This is a genomic window from Clostridium beijerinckii, from assembly GCF_036699995.1.
GTDB lineage: Bacteria > Bacillota > Clostridia > Clostridiales > Clostridiaceae > Clostridium > Clostridium helianthi.
In genome coordinates this window covers 1,742,675-1,762,645 of record NZ_CP144906.1, presented here as the reverse complement: position 1 = coordinate 1,762,645, position 19,971 = coordinate 1,742,675, and the positions used below count along the sequence as shown (strand labels likewise).

Genomic DNA, 19,971 nt, shown 5'->3' with positions numbered 1-19,971 from the left:
TCTGAAACTCTTATGAATATATTATTTATAACTAATTTCTGAGGAGTAAAATATAAATGTTAATTGATAATGAGTTCATTAGTGACGATACTATGAACTTTCAAGACTTTCATAACTTTGAATTTTCACCAATTTTAGATGAATCTGCTGAAAAAAAACGTGCACCTTTTACACCCAATAGTGGAGGTTTTCTACCTATAGGAAACTATCCACCTAACTTTAATTTTAATCCGCCTAATTTTGACTATGATGATTCTCCAAATTTTAATTACCCTGGCGGTGGTGTATTCAATCCTCCTGGAGCACCTAAATCTCCACCACCTAATTATGTCCCAAGAAAAAATGATTCTGGAGTTCAAAAAGTCGGAGTTAGCGGTGGTGTAAATGCTAAAGCTGTTAGTTCTAACTCTATAAGATTTTGTCTTTATAAATACACATATATCTGGGAAGAGAATGGAAATAACTATTGGACTTTCTTATTAAGTGTTAACAGACGTACAGTATCTGGTTTTAGATGGTTCCGTAGAAATTGGGTCTATTTCGGATTAGATTTAAGAAGAATAGATTCTTTCATATGCTATAGATCTGATTCTGAATCAGAAGAAAAATGCAATGATTGCCTAGATTTAAATAGAAATGATACAACAACATTGCTAAATAATGAAAAAGAATATTCCGTAAATGGTACCAGAGATGTTTACACTAAAACTTTAGCATCAATCGATATACCTAATATCAAAGAAGATGTTGTAACTAAAACAGTAGGTTATTTGGATGATAACGAAATTACTAGTGAAATGCCTTGCGTAAAAGCTAGAAATATTTGTTATAGAATTAACTTAGAAATAGCTTATCCAAGCGAATATGATATAAATTTAAAAAGAGATATAAACGAATTAGTAGAAGAAGCAAGTAACGATGCTTATAAAATTATATCTTTAAACAGAAACAGTGACAATGATTCTGATCCACTTGAAACTTTTAATTTATCTGCTAAATCAATTCCCGATGCTCTTAAAGCTTTCTCTGATTCCTTTAGCAGCAAGCTTGACCTTTTAGATTATCTTTCAAACTTGAATGACATTACCTACTGCATAAGGAGTGAAAAGATTTATAACAATTGGAAACCTTATTTTTATAATGATTCATTGTATTAGCTAGAAAATAAACTTCATCTGTTTCTTAAAATGTACAATAAGGCTAGAGAAATAATTCAACTCTCTAGTCTTACTTTTTATCATTAAAAGTATTTAAATCGTATAATTTAAATATAAGCCTTCAACTTTTTCCCAATCTATTAAGTTCCATATATTTTTTACATAGTCTGCTCTTAGATTTTTATACTTTAAATAATAAGCATGTTCCCATACATCTATAGTTAAAATTGGAACAAATCCATTCATTGCAGGTGAATTCTGATTTAGCGTATTCCTTACTGATAATTTTCCTTCTTTGTCTTTAACCAAAAAACCATAACCAGATCCAAATTGGCCTATAGCAGCATTGCTCACTTCAGTTTTTAGAGTGTCTAAATCTCCAAATGTATTATATATTTCTTCTAATAGCTTTCCTTCTGGGGCTTTCTTTGGAGTTGGTGAAAGAAGTGCAAAATATAAATTATGATTTGATACTCCTCCACCTTGATCTATCACTCCTTGCCTAATTTCTTCTGGCAATTCGTTCACACTTGCTAACAATTGATCTAAGGATTTACCTTCTGTATACTGCTCATAGCCTTTTATAAGGGAATTTAAGTTATCTACATATTTTTGAAGATGCTTGCTATAGTGTGTTTCAACTGTTTCTGCATCTATATATGGTTCTAATGCATCAAATGCATATGGTAATTGAATTTTATCAAACATATTTCATCTCTCCTTACTATTTTATTAATCTGAAATATTAATAGTTTTAGCAAGAAAGAGCGATTTATGTATTGTAACTTATATTTATAATGCTATATATTTATCTCCCATGGATTCTCTTTATTTTCTGAGAATAATATGCAGCTTCTTATTGAATTTTCAATCATATCACTTACTGCTTGATCTGTGTAAAAAGCTGCATGAGGTGTTATTATTACATTAGGAAAAGACTTTAGAATAGCTAAATTTCTATTTTTTAAAGTTTCTCCCTTTAGATCACTATAATAAATATTAGATTCCTGTTCAGTTACATCTAAAGCAGCTCCACCTATCTTCTTACTTTCAATTCCTTGTATCAAATCATTTGTATTAATTAATGATCCACGGGCAGTATTAATAATAAAGACTCCATCTTTCATTAATTTAATAGCTTTCTTATTAATCATATGATAATTATCATCTGTAGCCGGCATATGCAATGTTATAATATCACTATATTTAAATAGATTGTCCAAGTCTACATACTTAGCATTTGATTTCACTTCATCATTTTTATATATATCATGTGCTAATATTTTGCAACCAAAACCACTTAAATGACTGATAACAGTCCTCCCTATTTTTCCTGTGCCTACAACACCTATAGTCAAGTTAGGTAATTCCTTACCTTGAATACCTCTTAAAGAAAAGTCTTGCACATTGCTTCTTTCCATTATAAGTTTAACTTTTCTAATTGCCATTAATATTAGCATTATAGTATAATCTGCTACACTATTTGTTGAATACGTTACATTTCCTACGCGAACTCCAAGTTCCTTAGCCTTTTTCAAATCTATATGATCATACCCTATAGTCCTTGTTGATATAAATTTAACACCTAACTCATGAAATTTTTCAACTAATTCTGAGTTTATATTTGTTGTAATTATACTGATACAATCAAAACCTTTTGCAAGGGGTGCTGTTTCTAAATTTGGTTCTTCATTACATAGAACAACTTCAACATTATACTTTTTACTAAATTCTTTAAAATACTGTGTTTCATCACGCCTATGACTATATGCTAAAATTTTCATTTAATATCAGTTCCTTTCAGAAATTATTATTTCTACAATACTTATTTAATTCTAATTTTACCATACTTTTCAAGTCGATTTACTACAAAAATAAAACTATTTTCATTATACTTTATCGAGCCTTTTCCTTAATGAGCAGTTTCCCCAAAATGGAAAAGGGAGCATAACTGCTCCCCTTACAACTATGAATTCTAAATTGTTTTAAAACGAACTTACTAATAGCATAATATTTAAAATAGTAACTATTCCTGCAATACTCCATAAAACAATCTTTTCTAATGTAGTGTTTTTATATTTTCCCATTACTTTCTTTGATGATGTTAAATATATTTGAGTGAAAATTGTTACTGGTAATTGTATACTTAATAGCATTTGGGAATAAAGTAATCCCTCAAATGGATTGCTAACAAAAAATATTATAACTAGTGCAACCAATATAGTTATTAATACTCCTATCTTACTGCTTTTACTGTTTATATCATATTCTTCTCCAAATAAACCAGCGAATATTGATCCTCCAGCCATACCAGCTGTAACTGATGATGCTAATCCAGCAAAAAGCAATGCTATAGCAAATATTATCGAAGCTGAATTTCCAAGCAATGGTTTTAACATTGTTTGAGCTTGTTCAAGTTCGGTAACCTGAACATTATTATTATAAAATGTTATTGCAACTAAAATCATAGCACTATTTATTATAAATCCAATTATCATAGATAACATTGTATCCATAAATTCATACTTTAATTGCCTCTCTAATATGGATTTATCTTTTAAATTCCATTTTCTACTCTGGATTACTTCTGAATGTAAAAATAAATTATGTGGCATAACTACAGCCCCTAATACACTCATTATTATTGGTAGGGAATTTACTGGAATACTAGGTACAACTGCACTACGTATTGCTTCTCCCCAATTTATATTAACTAAGAAAGTTTCAAATATAAATGATATTCCTATAATTGATACAAATCCAATTATTACTTTTTCTATTTTCTTATACGAATTGGAAAATAGCATAAATGTAATTACTAACGCAGAAATTAATGCACCTAATTTTAATGGAATATTAAACAACATGTCCAAAGCTATTGCTGCTCCTAATATTTCTGCCATAGCAGTACTTACTGCTGCTAACATCGCTGTTATTGTAATTGCTCGTCCTAAAAATTTATTTATATGTTTATTAATTGCTTCCGAAATACATAATCCTGTTACTATACCCAAGTGAGCAGCATTATGTTGTAATATTATAAGCATTATTGTTGATAGAGTAACAATCCAAAGCAACTTATAGCCATAATTAGATCCTGCTGCAATGTTTGATACCCAATTTCCTGGATCTATAAAACCTACTGTAACTAAAATTCCTGGTCCAATATATTTTAATAGATCTTTTCCGATTAATTTATTTTTAGTTAAATCTTTATTTTTCTCATTCATATATAGATCCACTCCTTTCTTTTACTTATTATATGATAATGATTATCAACTGTAAAGTGCCTTTTATTTTCTTTATTATATAACTTATTATTATTTACCTAATTTATCCCTTCTTAATTATAATATATAAAGATATAGTTTTTAACCCTAATTTGTGACAAACTTCTAATTGTTTTAATAAAAAAATAACATAAGTTATTGAATCATAAATAACCTATGTTACTACCATCATATATAAACCAATATAAATCAATTTTCCTTCTAATTATCTCCGTCTAAAATATTTCCAAGCATTCCAAGTACACTACCTTCTTCTCTATTTTTTCCGCCCGAAGTTGGAGCTGCTGCAAATACACGTTCTGCAAGTCTGCTAAATGGCAAGCTTTGAACCCATATCTTTCCTGGTCCTGTTACAGTTGCAAAGAATACTCCTTCCCCACCAAATAACGTATTCTTAATTCCACCTACAAATTGTATATCATAATGTACATCTTTAGTCATAGCAACTAAACATCCAGTATCTATTTTTAATGTTTCTCCAGGCAATAAGTTTCTTTCAACTATTGCACCACACGCATGTATAAAAGCTAAGCCATCTCCTTCTAATTTTTCGAGTATGAACCCTTCACCTCCAAAAAAACCTACACTTAACTTTTTCTTAAAATCTATTCCTACAGATACACCTTTAGCTGCACATAGAAAAGCATCTTTTTGACATATTAATTTTCCTCCTAATAAACTCAAGTCCATAGGAATTATTTTTCCTGGATAAGGTGCCGCAAAATAAACTTTTTCTTTTAATGCTCCCGAATTTGTGAATGCAGTCATAAACAAACTTTCACCAGTCAGCACTCTTTTTCCTGCTGAAAAAATTTTATTCATAAAACTGCTTCCACTTTGTTTTGATCCATCTCCAAATATAGTTTCCATTTGTATGTTTGGGTCCATCATCATCATTGCTCCAGCCTCTGCTATCACAGTTTCTGTGGGATCAAGTTCAATTTCTACATATTGTATATCGTCACCTTTTACCTTATAGTCAATCTCATGCGAATACATCAGTTGTACTCCCCCTTATTACTAAAATTTTAATTTTCTTAATCAACTTTTTATTGATTATTTATAATAAATTTATCATTCTGTAACATTTCTGTAACATAAATCTATTATAATAATATTTGTAAAGTAGTTAAAGCATTATTATTAACCCTAATTTAAAAATACTTATAAATAGTATTTTAGAATGGCTTATTCCCCTAAATAAGTCATTCTTTTTTTCTATCATATTTTATTATATTGAGTCACATATGTTCTCTAAATCACTTTAAATTCTTTGTAAGACCCAACGTTGTATCTGTTGTTTCCATATCTACCTTATACTGCTCGCCTAAGTCATAAGCGTTGTAATAGCCTTTCTCCATCATGTAATTTGATATTTTTTCATGAGTTTGAATTGCATCTTGTAATTGCTTCTTTAATATAGTTCTAACTTCTAATGAAATTGATTCTGTTATCGCAACTGCATAATTTTGTACTCCGCTCTTGGCCGAAATTAGAAAGTCAGTAGCTATAACTTGATCAGTCATTTTACTCATTCCTGTAAGATTTTCTATTAATCCATTCATAATTCCCTCTCCTTTCTAAAATTAAATATTTATTCTTCTGAAGACGCAATATTAGATTTCTCCATAAGACTTCTCAACTCTTCAATATGTTTTTCTGATACAGATACCTCTTGTTGCAATATTGATTTTAATTCTTCATCCGAAACTAATGGTGACATAGTAAGAGCTTTAGTTAAACATGTATTTTTGAATGTTAGTATTTCATGCAACTGCATAGTTTCATTTGGTGCAATACTTTGATCATTCATATTTTTTACCCTCCTTAATAAATAAACTTTTCCTATGGCTTTAGAACAACTTTAATACATCCGTCAGTTTTTGTATCAAATACTTCATATCCATATGGCGCTTGATCAAGGGGCAATCTGTGAGTAATAATATCACTTGGATCTACTTTTCCTTCAGCAAGTAATTTATAAAGTGTTGGCATATATGGAATAACTGGAGCTTGACCTGTTCTTATATTAATATTACGATTCATTATATCTCCTAAAGGAAATGCGTTATATCTTCCTCCATAAACTCCGGTAACTTGAATCATTCCACCTTTTCTCACTGCCTGAGTAGCTATAACAAATCCACCTAATGATCCACTTTGAAGTTTTAAACCTGATCCTAAAAACTCCATTGGTGTCATTTTTCCATCCATTCCAACACAGTCTATTACTACATCCGCTCCACCATGAGTGATTTCTCTTAGATATTCCCCTGTATTCTCATGTTGTTCGAAATTAACAGTTTCAACTTTATTATGTCTCCTTGCATGCTCTAACCTATAATCGATATAGTCAACAGCTATTACTCTCTCTGCACCGTGCATCCAGCAGAACTTTTGTGCTAGCAGTCCTACAGGTCCACACCCTAACACAATAACAGTATTACCTTTCTTAACCCCAGCATTTTCTACGCTCCAATAAGCAGTTCCCATTGCATCTGACATCAATAATAATTTTTCATCCTCTACTTCACAATCTTCTGGAATTTTGAAAGGAGTAAAATTAGCATAAGGCACTCTCATATACTCTGCCTGGCCTCCTGGATATCCTCCAAATGTATCTGAATATCCAAAAAACCCTCCATTTTCTCCATTAGGATTTGAATTATCGCACATACATGTTAAATCATGTTTACAATAAAAACACTCTCCACAACTTACATTAAAAGGCACTATTACTCTATCACCTTTTTTCAATTTCGTAACTTCTGGTCCTACCTCTTCAACAATTCCCATTGGTTCATGTCCTATGATATAATCTTGTGGTAAGTTTGGAACCATATCATGAATTAAGTGCAAATCAGAACCACATATTGCTGTACTTGTAAGCTTAACGATAATATCGTCAGCCTTTTGAATTTTAGGATCTTTGACTTCTTTAACTTTTACATTCTTTATTCCTTGAAATGTTACAGCCTTCATTAAATAATTACCTCCTTTTTTATTTTTCTAGTGTTGCAAACATACCACTTCTACTTGTGTCTCCAGGAAATAAATCCAAACTAGCAATTTGAGATATTGTTGTAGATGATTCAATATCCATTTGAAATTGCTTTTCTAGGTTTGTAGGATGAAACCAACCTTTTTCTACCATAAGATTTGATATTTGTTCATGCATAAGAATTGCATCATTTAACTGATTCTTTAGAACAGTTCTAACTTCTGGAGTTGTTGCCTCAGTCAATGCAATTGCACAATTTCTTACACCACTTTTGGCATTTAATAAAAAACCTAGAGACATATTCGCATCCACAAGTTTAGGCATTCCCTCTGCATTTCTTATTTCTAAATAATCATTAATCATAATTTTCCCTCCTTTGTTTTCTAGCATTTTTACAAACAATTTATATACAAAATGCTCATCTTATTTTAGGAGCTTTTTTTAATAAATTTTGTAAGTTACTTATTGCTGCTATAGATTGTTGCACATCCTTCTCTAATAATGCCTTTAGATCTTGATCAAAAACTACACCTTCCATCATTTTTGATGTAGTCATGCAGATAGTTTTGAAGTTTAGCATTTCATGAACTTGCATTGTCTCATTTGGTGCCAGATGTTGCTTTTCCATAAATTCACCTCCTAACTTCCTTCTAATAAATGTATTCTTCCACGCGCAGCTTTTGGTTATGCAATTAATTAAACAAAATAGATAAAATCAAGGAGAGCATAAATAAAGCTACTAACGCTAAATACCCCTATAGGATAAAATTTAATTTTCTATCCTATAGGGGTAAAAATCATTCGCTTATGTTATTAAGTCCCTTTATTATAATACTCATATACAAAAATATAATTCTTTATATAAAATTAATTAAAATACTTAACTCTATATTTTTTACAACGAGCAATCAATTTTTATATATGTATTATCCACAATTTGATAATTTAATTTTGATTTTAAATTTTTAACTGCAGATAACTTCTCAATATAATCAATATCAGATAAAGTTATATCTTTCAATCCTGCGATAAATTCAACCTCAGAATTTCTCTTCAATTTATCATTTATAACTTCCTTAAGTTCATTGTTTATATTCATAAAATACCCACACTCCTCATCTACATAGTAATTATTCTCTATACATAACATAGATATATGATAGCATATTTTGTTGAATTATGCAATTTATTCACTATTTTCATTTTATTTGAATAAAGTATACTAGTACTTAATCTTCTAATAATTTTAATAGAAATCTTTTTTTAATTGACATAATATTGCCACAATTATCCTTTATTATAATATTATAAACAATTCATATTAATTGTTCTCCTATTAAATAAATATACAACAAATCAGTATTCAGGATAACTTGATTCCCTTATACAAGTTATCCTTTTTATTATTTATTATATATTTAATTCATATAAAACTAATAATTCTAATAAAATTGTGTAACACTTTAAGCATAGCGAATTTTGTAATTCTTTATATCAAAATCGCTCTATATTCATATAATAAGTTAAATATTTGACAATCATATAATTCAATATCAAAAAAAGGCTTAAGTATTAACTACTCAGCCTTTTTTGGTGATTACCATCTCTCACAAACCATATTTTTTATACCCTATTTTTATACCCACTTATATTCTACCATATTCCAACATAATTTCACGTATTTTCGTAATACATTTTCATCTATATATTGATGTTTTATAACAAAATACATCAATTATTCTGTAATTATATGTCGTTTAAAATCATTATTAATCTAAATTTACATAAAATATTCGTTAAAAAATTATCTAGTTACCTGTAATATTTTATAAATATTATTATTTTAATATAATATTATTTTATTCTATAAAAATAATACTTGAAACTAAAATAAATTCTCCATATTTATTCACTATCATACGCATTAATTGCTATTGGTAATGATTGAATTACTATATTACCTACGGCTGGTAATCCGATTAAAACAGCACTTATTATTTCTTCCCTTGTTGCTCCAAGAGATTTTGCATGTTTAACATGGAAAGGCAGACCACCTTCAAGTCTTGAAGACGCTAAAACTGCAATATATGCAAGTTCCTCTGTTTTCGAATCAAGTTTACTCACTGAATCTAATTTTTGAACTGTCTCCATCCATATCTCCTGATACTCTGGTGCCTCTTTCATAAAAGTTTTAAACGCATTACTAACTGATGACATATCACTCATTCTCTTATCCTCCAATCATTTTTGTTAATTTAACTTATTAAGTATATAATCCCATATAGCAAGTGCTGAATTTTTCTTACCATCTGAGGATTCCAACAATTTTTTTAATGTATTTATATTTTCTTTATATGAGGTGTCTTTAATTATATTTCTTATAGCCAATTGTATTTTTGGTGCATTCCATCTGTTAATTGGTATTCGTATTCCAGCACCTTTCATTACTACATTATCAAGATTTATCTGTTGTTCTGGCTGCATTGCAAATCCAACAATAGGAGTACCACTTGCAATAGCAGTTTGGACTGTTCCTTGCCCACCATGAGATACGACCACATCTGCAAGTCCATTTACCAAAGGTGCTGGCACAAATTCATCTGTAATGTAAACATTAGGGCTATTTCCCGCACATTCGATTGCTTCCTTAATTGGACATACAGCTTTAGGTGCCAAAATCACAGCGCTCCATTCCTTTCCTATGTCTTGAGTGAGAGCTTTTATTGCTTCAAATAAATATTCCTTTTTTCCAGAACTTCCAAGCGTACAGAAAATTTTAATTTTTTTGTTCTCTGAATTAAAAGTTCTTAAAATATTGTCATCTATTTTTGAATTACTTGATGCTGATGCATATAATGGTCCTACAACCTTAAAATTATCAGGAAGTTTATGCTCTTTATTAAATTCTTCAAGATCATTTATTATTGTCAAATCTGCTTCAAGCATATCGAACACTGTTTTAACTGGAGTTCCATTCCACTGAAATTCCTTAAGTGCTTCGATAATATTAGTTTGAACAAAAGCTGGTACTTTTAGCTTTATTGCTTTAGGAATTAATTTCATAATACTTTTTCGAAAATTTAAGGGAAGGTATGTCAGAGGTTTAATATTGTCAGGGGCATCTTTCATTAACGTAGTAAGATATACGTCTTTTTGCATAGGTATCGGCATATAACAAATTCCTGGTATTGGCTTGTCAGCCATTCTTCTAGCAAGACCTGCTATAGGATTAAATCCATATATAACTACATCTGGTTTTAAGTCATTAAAAGCATCTATCTCCCCTTTTAGCAATTCACCTGCAAGCTTTACATCTCCTATTATATTACTGCCTTTAGTTTTAAAATCTTCACGAAATCCTATCCCCGGAAGCGATGGCAAGCATTTGTAAATCTTAAATCCATTTGAAATTACTTTATCCTCAAAAACACTTCCTGTAGATAAAAAAGTTATATCTACTTCATAATCTTCTGGACAGAAACGTCTAATTCCATCTGCTATTTCTATTGCACGTGTTACTTCCCCAGCATCTGAAATTACGCTTGAAAAAACAATTTGTAAAACTTTTTTATTTCCCATATAAACCACCCCCATTATAATGAGCTTTGCCTAAAAATTTTCATCAATAAAGTTTTCAATCCAAGAAATCTCAGTATCTATAAATGCTATTGGTCTTTCAAACAATGCTTTTATATTTGGTCTCTCCTTCGCTGTAGGATGCTGATTATATCTTTTATTTAAGAATTCTTTTCTATCTTTTAAATTTTCCTTATGGTTAATTAAAGCCTTTTTAAATTCTTCCTTGGTCACTAAATAAGAAAATAATAAACCTATATCAAATTCACTAGGGTCATTCTTATATTCGCTTATCATTTTTATAATCTGATTCCTAATAATTACTTTGGTTTCTTCTTTTATAAAATATACTTTTCTCTTAGGCGAACCATATTCTTTTTCATATCTGGAACCAATATAGCCTTTCTTTTCAAGTTTATTCAAAGAATTATAGATTGACGAAAATCCAATATCCGTCCACCCTCTCATATTTCTTTGTTCTATTACAGTTTCAAATTCGTATCCATAATAATCTTTATCATATAAAAGTGATAAAAGTATCACCTCAATTTGTGTCATATTCATCCCACCACCTATTCTATGGTTAGAATAGCATTTTAGGAAGAATGTGTCAACAACTTATAAAAAATAAGTTAAATAAAGATTAATTTCAATAATTCTAGTAATTAATCTTTATTTAACTTAATATATATTCATTTATCTACTCTATAGTTGCATACAACTCTATTTTTAAGCTGCCCTTCAGAACTTTTCATAGCTTCTCCTTATATGTAACTTATCAATATAAACCATAATTTAATTACTATAAGGATAATAATGTGGAATTTTAGATTGGAATTCTTTTAAGCTTACGATGTAATTATTATCATTGAATTCAATAAGCGATACTCCATCAAATTCTTCAATTTCTCCATCATATCTGCATTTAAAATACCACTCAACTACTGTTATATTTCCCTGTTGAATAAACTGCTTTATATCCCAAACCAATACTTTTCCACATTTGTTCCATTCTTTAAACCATGTTGTAACTGTATCTATTCCATGATATTCAGGACCATAACATTCGCTATAAGTTACATTTAAATCAAAAATATCTTTTAATACTGAACAATTATTCTCTAACCAAGATTTAAAATATTTTTTAGTTATTTGTTCTCTAATATTCATTACTCACCCAGCTTCTTTCTTAAATCTGAAATATAAGTATTTTGTATTTTGCCTAAATCCATAAAAAAATATGAAAGAATCCTAATAATAGGATTTTTAATAAAGACATTTTCTTTAAATACTATTTTAGTTCCACCATTTTCTGTTTCTGAAAAACTACCTTTCCAAAATCCAGTAAACATTTTATTTTCCATATTAAAAGCATACTCACTATATTCATCCTTTTTGGATATAATAAACTTTGTAGCATTCCCGTTATGAGTGTATTCAATAAATTCTTTACCATTATTATAAATTTCAATTTTTTTAATATCACTTCGCCAACTATAATCATTATTATTTGTTACTATATCCCAAACCGATTTTATATTAGAATTAAATTCTGCTGTTATTTCTGCTACTCTCGCCCTTTTCAAACTCCTCACCCCTATTATTTTTTCCCTTTTATTTTCTTTTTAACTTTTTGCATTGGCAATTCTTCATAGGTTGCTGATACAACTTCAGTTAAATAGTCTCTATCATCTAAAGATTCAATTAAAAAGGAAGGTTTTGCTCCTTCATAAGCAGGGGCTTCTATAACTTCACATAATAAATTTCTGCCTCCTTTTGTTATCTTTAAAAAGAATTGATTATCACATATTAATCCTATTATTTTTTGATTACAGTAGATTCCGTAATCTCCAAACATTTTTCTATACGTTATTCTTCCTGCACCACTTATCTGTTCGCATACATATTCTACAAACTCTATATTCGAAGCCATTTTCTTTCCTCCCGTTAAGCTCATTTTATAACATCTCTATTGCTTATATCACAACCATTTATAAATATACCTTTTATGTATAATTTTAGCATAAATAATAATTCAAAAGATAGCTATTATTTAAAAACCATTTTTAAATTTCACCTCTAACCCGCATGTTTCCTATAAATATTTATATATGTATATATTTTTCTTTGTATCTATGTTTCTAGGTAAATATATTTCTATGAATAAATTTACCTAGGAACATATAAACATATTTGTATTATTTGATTTTTCTTTATAAAATGTTTATATTAAGTTTATTAACTTGACATAATACTGTCACAAATACCACTTATAATAAAGACATAAGGTTGATAAAACTTTTTTTCATATATATTTACCCCTATTAAATATATATAACACAGTATTCAGGATAATTTGTTGCACCCTAGCAGATTATCCTTTTTATTTTTTATTATAGAATTTATATATTGACACAATTTACAATTTTATCCTATAATATTATTGTAAAGTGACTAGAACATATTATAAAACTCCTATCAAAGATGACTTATCCCCCTAAAGTAAGTCATCTTTTTTTGTAGTGTATTATTAATTTATTCACATTAATTTAATAAGTAATAAAGAATTATTTAATATTTGTATTTTATAATAGTAATTGTAAAATAATTAAAGCATTATTATTTTATCCCCGTATTGGTAAATGTATTTTACCTTTATAAGTTCAACCTGCTCCCCTAAGCAGGTTGTTTTTTTCTTCAATTGTTTACCAAGCCTTAAATTTATTTAAGAAATTGTTTATATTTAATTAACATTTTTAGCATAATTTTGTAATATGTATTTGCTATAATAATAATGTAAGATAATTTCTTATTAAATATTTGTCCTTCTACTTATTAAAAAAATATAATAATCTTTTAAAGGATAACTTGGCTAGTAAAACAAGTTATCCTTTTCCATTTAAATAAATTATATAAATCTATTTAATTTATATTTTTATCCTGTAATATTATCGTAAAAAATTATCATTATTTGTAATACGATTTTCTTTGATTAGTTTCCTCTTATGTTATAAAATGTAAAAGTCGGGTTAAATCAAATTAAATAAAAAGAGGTATTATTGTGAACAATTTTAAATTATTTCAATTAAAATATAGAATATTCCTAAGAAAATCTATTTTAAATAAGTTGTTAAGTTTTTTCTCCCCAAGTAATAAATTTATGATTATACTATCACAAAATTTGGACAAACATATTGTTGCATATTATAAAAATAAGGAAATTCATGAAGTACATAATTCAAAACAACTTTATTCAGTTTCGAAGTTTTTCTAAAGGACTTGTAATTTACTGAATACTTTTAAAGTTAAGCTTGACTTCATACCTAAGTAACTATACGCTTTTTATCTGAGTTAGACGCAATTCTCCAGCAACTCAAAAAAATACTGAAGAAATTACAATATCGCTCTTTAGAGCCTCGACGTGTATACGAATCACGTACCGTTGCAAACATAATTTACATAGAAAACTCTATGTATAGTCTTTTTATATGCGTCAACTCCCTACTACATATCATATCTTTCAATATTTTGACTACCTCCGATTAAGTTACCCTAAACCGCTCTAATGCCATATCCTCATGAAGGACTTAGTCTATAACATGGTAATAATCTATCTATTTTTTTAGTTTTTTAAAGTTTTAATAATCTTTTTTAATCTTTCAATTCATATATGTCTAATGTAATTATTCTTTCATTAAATCCATTAGTTGTTTTATTATGATTAATGTTTACTTGCATATCAACACCTACTTTCTTAACTTAATATTTTTCTCTTTAGAATTTTCCAACTTAATAGATTCCAAAGGATTTTGTGCAATATTTTCGTAATTTAAATCTTCTGTTAACATTTCAACGTAATGTTTCAAAATTTCTAAATTACTATGCCCTAATAAATGTTGTAGTTGAACTATGTTAATTCCGTTCATAACTGCCTTTTTTGCATACCAATGCCTAAACGCATGAATTGATGTACGTTCTATTTCTCTTGATTTGTTGTAGTCTTCTATGGCTCTTGTAAGTCCTCTCTCTTTCATTTTTTCACCTTGAACTGTTGAGAATAAATAAGTACAATCTACTAGCAAATATTCAATATATTCTTTTTAAATATTAATTAAAGATAATGTTATTGGAACAATTAATGTTTTTATCTTTGTCATAATACTTATAAAAACCGTATTTCATGTTCTCAATATAATATTTCTTAGTATGTTCACTCATATTTTTCAACGTACAATGCTCTAATAGAAATTGTTGAAAGCATTCATCAAAAGTTTTATCAATATATTTTCTATTCATTTTTATCATAAAAAAATAGCACCCCTTTCTAAAGTCGTGGGTACTAAAATCATGTATAAAAAAATACCCACACCCATTAATAATTAAATTAATATAGTGTGAGTATTTATATTAGCTAATTAATTCACTCTTAAACCAGTAAAACCTTGATTTTCAGACTATTTAGCTAAAGCTTCTTGAACAGCAACAGCTACAGCAACAGTCATACCAACCATTGGGTTGTTACCTGCTCCGATAAGACCCATCATTTCAACGTGAGCTGGAACTGATGAAGATCCTGCGAATTGCGCATCTGAGTGCATTCTTCCCATAGTATCAGTCATACCATAAGAAGCTGGACCTGCAGCCATGTTATCTGGGTGAAGAGTTCTTCCTGTACCACCACCTGATGCTACTGAGAAGTATTTCTTACCTTGTTCGATACATTCTTTCTTGTATGTTCCTGCAACTGGATGTTGGAATCTTGTTGGGTTAGTTGAGTTACCAGTGATTGATACGTCAACTCCTTCTTTATGCATGATTGCAACACCTTCTCTAACGTCGTCAGCACCGTAACATCTTACTTTTGCTCTTTCTCCGTTTGAGTATGCTTTTTCTTTAACTACTTTAACTTCTCCAGTGTAGTAGTCAAATTGAGTTTGAACATATGTGAATCCATTAATTCTTGAAATAATGAATGCAGCATCTTTTCCAAGACCGTTTAAGATAACTCTTAATGGTTCTTTTCTTACTCTGTTTGCTTTTTCAGCTATTTTAATAGCACCTTCAGCAGCAGCAAAGCTTTCGTGTCCTGCTAAGAATGCGAAACATTTAGTTTCTTCTCTTAAAAGCATAGCTCCTAAGTTTCCGTGTCCTAAACCAACTTTTCTGTCATCTGCAACAGAACCTGGGATACAGAATGCTTGTAATCCTTCTCCGATTGCTTCAGCAGCATCAGCAGCCTTAGTGCAACCCTTCTTTATTGCTATAGCAGCACCTAAAACGTATGCCCATCCAGCGTTTTCGAATGCGATTGGTTGAGTTTCCTTAACGATTGTATATGGATCTACTCCAACTTCAGCACAAACTGCTTTAGCATCTTCCATAGTTTTCATTCCGTATTTTTCTAATACTGGAGTGATTTGGTTAATTCTTCTTTCATAACTTTCAAATAATGCCATTTTAAAAATCCTCCTTTACAAATAATTATTTATGTCTTGGGTCTAATAATTCAGCAGCGTCAGCAACTCTTCCGTATTGACCTTTAGCTTTTTCTAATGCTTCGTTAGCATCCATTCCTTTAGCAATACTTTCCATCATTTTTCCTAAGTTAACAAACTTATATCCGATGATTTCTTTATCTTCGTCTACAGCAACTTCAGTAACATAACCTTCAGCCATTTCTAAGTATCTTGGTCCTTTAGCTAAAGTTCCGTACATAGTACCAACTTGAGATCTTAAACCTTTTCCTAAATCTTCAAGTCCTGCTCCGATAGGTAGTCCACCTTCTGAGAATGCAGTTTGAGTTCTTCCATAAACGATTTGTAAGAATAATTCTCTCATAGCTGTGTTTATAGCGTCACAAACTAAGTCTGTGTTTAATGCTTCTAATATAGTCTTTCCTGGTAATATTTCTGAAGCCATAGCAGCTGAATGAGTCATTCCTGAACATCCAATTGTTTCAACTAACGCTTCTTGGATTATACCATCCTTAACGTTTAATGTTAATTTACAAGCTCCTTGTTGTGGTGCACACCAACCTATTCCGTGAGTTAATCCTGATATATCAGTTACTTCTTTAGATTGAACCCATCTTCCTTCTACAGGAATTGGCGCTGATCCGTGATTAGGACCTTTAGCAAGTACACACATTTCTTCAACTTCTTTTGAATACATCATATATTTTTGCTCCTCCCTAATTAATAGATAATTACAAATTATTAAATCTTATTTCTAAGTTTAAAATTGTAGTTGGGCATAAAATAACCCAGTGGGGCACTTTTCCCTATTCCTATTCTAGCAAATGATTTGATTCCCCACAACCTTTATTTAAAAATTTATGCACATTTATCTACTTTTATTTGAAAATCTGAACTACAAATGAATAAAAATCTTATATTAGCTTTAATTAGATAAAATTTTGTCTAATACTTTCATTATGTATTTTTATATGGATATTATAAATTAATTTTCCAAAAATAAAAATAAATTAAAAATACCTATTGAAATATTCTTTAAGACATGGTAGAATAATTTTTGTCAGTTTACATGCCGCTGTGATGGAATTGGCAGACGTGGTGGACTCAAAATCCTCTGGTAGTGATATCGTGCCGGTTCGAATCCGGCCAGCGGCACCATTTATTTTGGTGGATTGCTGTATTACTTGGTTTAAATACCTTGTAGTACAGCTTTTTTTATGCGTTTCCCACTTCTTTTCCCACTTCTGCAACAAATCCTACATTTACCAGTAATTAATCCTCTAAACCCTGTAATCATGCCATTTATAGCGTTTTGTAATATTCTAGTTATAAATCCATCTTATCTTAATATTTTCCTTTTGGACATTAAATAATATTAGCTATAATTGCAATTATATCTTACATTAATTGTTAAAATATATTGATGATAACTTTATCAACAAATTTCTTATGCCGTAAAATTAAATATTTTTTGATTACTATTTGCATAAAATTTATTATTATTTCTGATAAAAATAATAGATGAAGAAAACTATTAAGCTAAAAAACATTTTTCAAATCTTTTAGGTTGTTGATTTTATTTTAATGTTCTAGATAAACCGTAAGCCGAGTTCTGTATTAGAGTCAGCTTGTACTAAATCATATTTTATTGTATCTTATAATACTTTGAAATATTGCTGTTTAGCCTATTTAGATCATTATTATATTTAATCATAATTTACTGTATTTTATTTTGTTTTTTCCCTTAAGGGAAAGCTAAGGGAAATTTCCCTTACAGAATATATGCAGATTATATTTCTATCATTAAAATACATAATTCTAGATATTACAAAATACGCCTCATGTTGGATTACAGTTTCAACGTGAGGCGTGTGTTGAAGAATTATACCAAATTTTAACTTAACATATTTTATTGTATCCATTAGTAATTGAAATCACTTCAAACCTCAGATTAAAAACATCATATCTTTACATATTGTAATTTATAATATTTTATCATATCTTACTGGTGGTTGGCAAAATGTTGGCAAATTAAAATTTGCCGACCATCCTTTCTCTAATCCAAGTAATATCAATGCTTTTGCTTTAACATTTTTATATCTTAATTTCTAAATTATATTTATCTATTATATGAATGATGTGAACTTTGAATATTAATTTTATAGTTAGTAAAATTAACTTAAAGTTATTCTTCTATTCATTCAAACCTTTTACTTGTAATTCTTTGAACTTCTATTGTACTTATTCATTTTACGTGTAAAATGTTAGGCCTCTGATGCAGTTGTTAGGAGTTTACGAGTGACTTGCTATTTTACTAATACGATATAAGTCATAAGCCCAGTTCTGTATTAGTTGTAACTTGTACCTGGTAAGTTTCTACAATGCACTGACCCCTTTGTGAGTGTTACGAACTTGCTAATTTAACACAATAAATCTCCATACTATTTAATAATTCTTTTAATTCATTAATTTCATAACTATTTAATTTAATCCTTTGCTCAATCATTTATCAAAAGTTAACTTGTATTCATTCTTTAACATTTTCATTTCATATACAGGAATCCCATTTTCCTTTGCAATCTTTTGCAATCGCTCTACATCTTTAAACTTCTTTTGCTTACTGATTGCCCCAATATAAATCGCAGATATTGCATTTATAAATTGCACCGGATTCTTATGCTCTTTAAAATAGTCAGCAGTCCCAAATGCTCTCCATTCATGCTCATAATTCCATACTTCATCTTTAAAAAATATTGCATTTATTGAAATATTTCGAGATAGTGTAGTCAAACACGGTGTGCAATCATACCTTTCACCTCTATATATTACTGGCAAAACCATATCTCTAAACAAGGGATTTTTTGTATCATACTCTATACAATAACCACTATGATTTTCCGCATAATGACTCCACATTAGTGTATTCTTTTGACTTGTAGTGAAGCAAGCTATTCTAATATTATTTTTGAAACTTCTATATGTTTCATTGTAATGATTATCTAATATTTTTTTCAGTTGAGGTTCTTTTTCTAATAGATTTTCTAGTTCTCTACGATTAATATTTGTGAAATAATTTAACGCATAAGCTATATAATCAATTTCAATTGCAGAATCAAAGGGATCATTAAACTCACTAGGATCAGAAAAATAAATTTCCCCCGCCAAATTATTTTCTAAATATTCATCAAATTTCCTATATCTATATAGCTTTTTAGGCATATATTCACTAATATATTTTTTTATACTCTCATATGACACATTATGGTCTATAATTCTTTTTTCATACTCTTCCATCCATTTTTCCCTATAAGTTTTTATCTTCTTACTTTTCATTCTATATCCCACTCGCTCAAATCATATTTTGGATCTTTATCCTTCCAAAAAATTAAATTTAATTCTTTCTTCCTACCTTTTGATGATTCTGAAAGAATTCTAAAGTTTCTTTTATTTCAAATTTAATATCTGACATTTTG

General features: G+C 29.1%; 22 protein-coding genes and 1 tRNA gene. 2 read left to right on the top strand and 21 right to left on the bottom strand.

Annotated elements, in window-relative coordinates; translation table 11 throughout:
- Nucleotides 1-56 precede the first annotated feature (56 nt).
- Complete coding sequence (locus tag PZA12_RS08220; RefSeq protein ID WP_103699142.1) at nt 57-1,157, top strand: hypothetical protein; 1,101 nt, start codon at nt 57-59, stop codon at nt 1,155-1,157.
- A 93-nt stretch (nt 1,158-1,250) separates the two neighbouring features.
- Here PZA12_RS08220 and PZA12_RS08215 read toward each other — a convergent pair whose 3' ends face one another.
- From PZA12_RS08215 to PZA12_RS08120, 20 genes are all read right to left on the bottom strand, one after another.
- Entirely contained in the window at nt 1,251-1,865 is a 615-nt protein-coding gene (locus tag PZA12_RS08215) for a superoxide dismutase (RefSeq protein ID WP_077837451.1), read from the bottom strand.
- A gap of 92 nt (nt 1,866-1,957) precedes the next feature.
- On the bottom strand, nt 1,958-2,941 hold the full coding sequence (locus PZA12_RS08210) for a D-isomer specific 2-hydroxyacid dehydrogenase family protein (protein WP_103699141.1): 984 nt from the start codon (nt 2,939-2,941) through the stop codon (nt 1,958-1,960).
- Nucleotides 2,942-3,142: 201 nt separating this feature from the next.
- Complete coding sequence (locus PZA12_RS08205) at nt 3,143-4,387, bottom strand: Nramp family divalent metal transporter (RefSeq protein WP_103699140.1); 1,245 nt, start codon at nt 4,385-4,387, stop codon at nt 3,143-3,145.
- 261 nt (nt 4,388-4,648) lie between these two features.
- Complete coding sequence (locus PZA12_RS08200) at nt 4,649-5,446, bottom strand: TIGR00266 family protein (protein ID WP_103699139.1); 798 nt, start codon at nt 5,444-5,446, stop codon at nt 4,649-4,651.
- Nucleotides 5,447-5,706: 260 nt separating this feature from the next.
- Nucleotides 5,707-6,012, bottom strand: a complete 306-nt coding sequence (locus tag PZA12_RS08195; protein WP_077844007.1) for a spore coat protein — start codon at nt 6,010-6,012, stop codon at nt 5,707-5,709.
- A gap of 29 nt (nt 6,013-6,041) precedes the next feature.
- On the bottom strand, nt 6,042-6,260 hold the full coding sequence (locus PZA12_RS08190; protein WP_041895638.1) for a spore coat protein: 219 nt from the start codon (nt 6,258-6,260) through the stop codon (nt 6,042-6,044).
- A gap of 32 nt (nt 6,261-6,292) precedes the next feature.
- Nucleotides 6,293-7,429, bottom strand: a complete 1,137-nt coding sequence (locus PZA12_RS08185) for a zinc-dependent alcohol dehydrogenase (RefSeq protein WP_103699138.1) — start codon at nt 7,427-7,429, stop codon at nt 6,293-6,295.
- A 19-nt stretch (nt 7,430-7,448) separates the two neighbouring features.
- On the bottom strand, nt 7,449-7,811 hold the full coding sequence (locus PZA12_RS08180; protein ID WP_023976371.1) for a spore coat protein: 363 nt from the start codon (nt 7,809-7,811) through the stop codon (nt 7,449-7,451).
- A 55-nt stretch (nt 7,812-7,866) separates the two neighbouring features.
- Complete coding sequence (locus tag PZA12_RS08175; RefSeq protein ID WP_077844010.1) at nt 7,867-8,076, bottom strand: spore coat protein; 210 nt, start codon at nt 8,074-8,076, stop codon at nt 7,867-7,869.
- 267 nt (nt 8,077-8,343) lie between these two features.
- The gene (locus PZA12_RS08170; RefSeq protein ID WP_077856586.1) at nt 8,344-8,547 is read right to left on the bottom strand and encodes a hypothetical protein; all 204 of its coding nucleotides are present in this window, start codon (nt 8,545-8,547) and stop codon (nt 8,344-8,346) included.
- Nucleotides 8,548-9,353: 806 nt separating this feature from the next.
- Nucleotides 9,354-9,674: a carboxymuconolactone decarboxylase family protein gene (locus PZA12_RS08165; protein ID WP_039769022.1), complete on the bottom strand. Its 321-nt coding sequence runs from the start codon at nt 9,672-9,674 to the stop codon at nt 9,354-9,356.
- Nucleotides 9,675-9,698: 24 nt separating this feature from the next.
- Nucleotides 9,699-11,027 (bottom strand): glycosyltransferase, encoded by a 1,329-nt coding sequence (locus PZA12_RS08160; protein ID WP_103699220.1) that lies wholly within the window; start codon nt 11,025-11,027, stop codon nt 9,699-9,701.
- Between the two features lie 30 nt (nt 11,028-11,057).
- Complete coding sequence (locus tag PZA12_RS08155; RefSeq protein ID WP_242984893.1) at nt 11,058-11,582, bottom strand: PadR family transcriptional regulator; 525 nt, start codon at nt 11,580-11,582, stop codon at nt 11,058-11,060.
- A 237-nt stretch (nt 11,583-11,819) separates the two neighbouring features.
- The gene (locus PZA12_RS08150; protein ID WP_103699218.1) at nt 11,820-12,194 is read right to left on the bottom strand and encodes a nuclear transport factor 2 family protein; all 375 of its coding nucleotides are present in this window, start codon (nt 12,192-12,194) and stop codon (nt 11,820-11,822) included.
- The gene (locus PZA12_RS08145; RefSeq protein ID WP_103699217.1) at nt 12,194-12,610 is read right to left on the bottom strand and encodes a hypothetical protein; all 417 of its coding nucleotides are present in this window, start codon (nt 12,608-12,610) and stop codon (nt 12,194-12,196) included. The genes PZA12_RS08150 and PZA12_RS08145 overlap by 1 nt, the downstream gene beginning before the upstream one ends.
- A gap of 14 nt (nt 12,611-12,624) precedes the next feature.
- Complete coding sequence (locus PZA12_RS08140; RefSeq protein ID WP_011968825.1) at nt 12,625-12,957, bottom strand: TfoX/Sxy family protein; 333 nt, start codon at nt 12,955-12,957, stop codon at nt 12,625-12,627.
- A 1,813-nt stretch (nt 12,958-14,770) separates the two neighbouring features.
- Nucleotides 14,771-15,106: a site-specific integrase gene (locus PZA12_RS08135; RefSeq protein WP_278286308.1), complete on the bottom strand. Its 336-nt coding sequence runs from the start codon at nt 15,104-15,106 to the stop codon at nt 14,771-14,773.
- Nucleotides 15,107-15,131: 25 nt separating this feature from the next.
- Nucleotides 15,132-15,329, bottom strand: a complete 198-nt coding sequence (locus tag PZA12_RS08130) for a hypothetical protein (RefSeq protein WP_103699215.1) — start codon at nt 15,327-15,329, stop codon at nt 15,132-15,134.
- A 149-nt stretch (nt 15,330-15,478) separates the two neighbouring features.
- Nucleotides 15,479-16,480 (bottom strand): GGGtGRT protein, encoded by a 1,002-nt coding sequence (locus PZA12_RS08125; protein ID WP_011968824.1) that lies wholly within the window; start codon nt 16,478-16,480, stop codon nt 15,479-15,481.
- 25 nt (nt 16,481-16,505) lie between these two features.
- Complete coding sequence (locus PZA12_RS08120; protein WP_011968823.1) at nt 16,506-17,198, bottom strand: iron-sulfur cluster assembly scaffold protein; 693 nt, start codon at nt 17,196-17,198, stop codon at nt 16,506-16,508.
- Between the two features lie 371 nt (nt 17,199-17,569).
- On the opposite strand from PZA12_RS08120, the gene PZA12_RS08115 reads away from it, so the two are divergent.
- Nucleotides 17,570-17,656: transfer RNA gene (locus PZA12_RS08115), tRNA-Leu, on the top strand.
- 1,344 nt (nt 17,657-19,000) lie between these two features.
- On the opposite strand, the gene PZA12_RS08110 is transcribed toward PZA12_RS08115, so the two are convergent.
- Nucleotides 19,001-19,831, bottom strand: coding sequence for a DUF2971 domain-containing protein (locus tag PZA12_RS08110; RefSeq protein WP_103699214.1), 831 nt, complete (start codon nt 19,829-19,831; stop codon nt 19,001-19,003).
- Nucleotides 19,832-19,971 lie beyond the last annotated feature (140 nt).